This window comes from Acinetobacter higginsii (genome assembly GCF_000369525.1).
Taxonomy (GTDB): Bacteria; Pseudomonadota; Gammaproteobacteria; order Pseudomonadales; family Moraxellaceae; genus Acinetobacter; species Acinetobacter higginsii.
In genome coordinates this window covers 36,486-38,856 of record NZ_KB850068.1, presented here as the reverse complement: position 1 = coordinate 38,856, position 2,371 = coordinate 36,486, and the positions used below count along the sequence as shown (strand labels likewise).

Sequence of the window (2,371 nt, the reverse complement as noted above, 5' to 3'; positions counted from 1 at the left end):
AAATTAGGTGCTTAGATTGAAAACAAATTGTAGGAGTTTTTCATGAACAGTACTCGAACCGTTGCCGTCAGATTAGACAATCAGGTCGCACAAGAATATGAGCGTTTGGCTCAGTTGAAGGGAGATAAATTAGGGACTTATCTGCGGGATCTTCTGACCAGTAATTTACAGATGGCCAGTATTGAACGGCAGGCCAGTCGGATTGAAACATTGGTGAATGATTTCGAAAAGCAGATTAACTATTCCCTCGATAAGTTTACTGAAGCCAATTATTTAAATGAAAAATTCTTTGAAGACTTTGGCCATATATATATGTTTCAAATTGGGATACTGATGCATCTAAAAGTCGATCGAGGAGACATCCAAGGAATGCAAACAAAAGGAAATGCATATGCCCAAAAGAACTATTTTGAAGGGAAAAAGCCATGAGCAATATTATTCAACTCTCTAAACCATGTGCTTTCTGTGATTCAAGGGACAACGTACAGCTTTTTGCAGGGCTGATGCTTTGCGAAAATTGTCAGGACAATATCCAGATTACCAATCCTGGCATGTTTGAGGCCAATGATCAGATTGAACAAAAAGCCCAGGATTAACCTGGGCTGCGTATAAGAGATTTTATGTTAAATAAAAAGCACCTTAAGGTGCTTTTTTTCTTTTCCCCATTCCTTTTAAAGAATTAAAACCAACAATATATGCATATAAGCTTGATGGTTTAAATACAAATCGTTCATCTCTATATATCAGTTCATCATCAATAGTTTTACTAGTAACTAAGATAGAATCTCCTTGTAAGTTAGGATTTTTGCGTTTGAATGTTATACAGTTATCTAACTCTTTATGATCTGAAAATGGTCTATCTGTCCATTTGATTTCGATAAACCATTGAGGTTTTTGTAGATCATTAAGATAGACAATATCAATCTCACCATTATCCCATCTAGCATAATAAAGAGAGTCTATGCTCCCATGTTGCCACTGGCTATAAATAGCAGTTTCCGTCAGGGCTCCCATGTGTTGAGAAGTAGGATCTATTTGACCAAATAATGCTGCTCTCATAGAGGGATTAGTCAAATATATTTTGAAAAAATTAGCTCTCTTGAACCTCTTACAATTGTTATCAATTCTTTCAACCCTTTTGATCAGAAAAGCAGCTTCTAAATATTCTAAATAGCGTTTAATTGTATTTTTTGCGACACCAGAATCTTTTGATAATCCATCTAAGGATACTTCTTGTCCAGTATTGTACGCCAAGGTTGTAAAGAGTCTATTTAACTCTTGGATATCGTTGATACCATATAAGCTAGGTAAATCTCTTAAGAGCACCTTATCTATGATGTCACTTTTAATATACTGTGACTGGTTTTCGCGGATTTTCTCAGAAAAAACTGTTTCTGGATAACCACCATAATTAAGGTAATTAACAAATTCTTTATTTAGCTCTTCAATATTGTTGGCGCTATATTGATCATCAAAGCTTTCAAAATCTTCAGTGTAGGTAACTAACTCAGCTTCCTTATTAATAAATGACAGATATTCAGCAAACGTTAAAGGCGGAAGGATGTAATCACTGAATCGACCAGCACCAGATTCATTACTTTTTAAGCGTAAGGCAGCGGCAGCAGATCCCGTTACTATAAACTTATAGCTTGGGTAGGAGTCTACTAAAGATTTTAGATGGACTTCCCAATCTCTTAGGTACTGAATCTCATCAAAATATATATACAATTCGTCATTTCGTTTATGGTCGTGTAATGAATTAAAAATATTTAATAATTTTTCTAACCCAATACCTGTATAAATAGGTGTTTCTAAAGATAAAAATAATATTTTTTTATTATCAATTGAGTCTCTGTGGATAAGTTCACTTATACTTTGCATGACCATTACGGTTTTTCCAACGCGTCTTGGCCCCATTAGCACAAGTGCCCGATTAACAGAACGATCTAGGATATTTTCATAAAACTCAAAAAAATATTTTCTTTTAGGATGTTGGCTATGATTAATAGATGTATCTCTATCTTCCCACCAAGGGTTATCAAAATTCAGGCGATCTAGGATTTCTTTTTCAGAAATAGTTAGCATCAAAATACCCTATAAGCACTATTACGATGTAATAATCATACATCAAAAACACCAAATAAGATCAGTATGCTGATCTTATTTGGTGTTTTTTTAATAAGCTATTTAAGCACAATTGGTGTTTTTTTAGATAATTTTATTGGCATAATCTATCAATTTTGTACATAAAAAAGCCGACTTGTTTCCAAGTCGGTTTTTTAGGTTTTGCGCCCCAATTTTTTATAGCATAACTTTTTGAAATATAAAACTATTTTTATATGCATTTCGTATAAGCTCTATTATGTTAAAT

Annotated in this window: 3 protein-coding genes; 2 read left to right on the top strand and 1 reads right to left on the bottom strand. The window is 33.7% G+C overall.

The window, feature by feature from the left end; all coding sequences use genetic code 11:
• Nucleotides 1-42 precede the first annotated feature (42 nt).
• Together F902_RS00495 and F902_RS22550 are read left to right on the top strand one after the other, a co-directional pair.
• Entirely contained in the window at nt 43-429 is a 387-nt protein-coding gene (locus F902_RS00495; RefSeq protein WP_005200047.1) for a hypothetical protein, read from the top strand.
• Entirely contained in the window at nt 426-596 is a 171-nt protein-coding gene (locus F902_RS22550) for a hypothetical protein (protein WP_005200045.1), read from the top strand. Before F902_RS00495 ends, F902_RS22550 begins: the two co-directional genes overlap by 4 nt.
• A 43-nt stretch (nt 597-639) precedes the next feature.
• Here F902_RS22550 and F902_RS00490 read toward each other — a convergent pair whose 3' ends face one another.
• On the bottom strand, nt 640-2,085 hold the full coding sequence (locus F902_RS00490) for an ATP-binding protein (RefSeq protein ID WP_005200044.1): 1,446 nt from the start codon (nt 2,083-2,085) through the stop codon (nt 640-642).
• Between the last annotated feature and the right edge of the window lie 286 nt (nt 2,086-2,371).

Excerpts from the sequence above, each read along its gene's own strand:
- F902_RS00495 (WP_005200047.1), top strand. The coding sequence starts at position 43 with ATGAACAGTACTCGAACCGTTGCCGTCAGATTAGACAATCAGGTCGCA.
- F902_RS22550 (WP_005200045.1), top strand. The coding sequence starts at position 426 with ATGAGCAATATTATTCAACTCTCTAAACCATGTGCTTTCTGTGATTCA.
- F902_RS00490 (WP_005200044.1), bottom strand. The coding sequence starts at position 2,085 with ATGCTAACTATTTCTGAAAAAGAAATCCTAGATCGCCTGAATTTTGAT.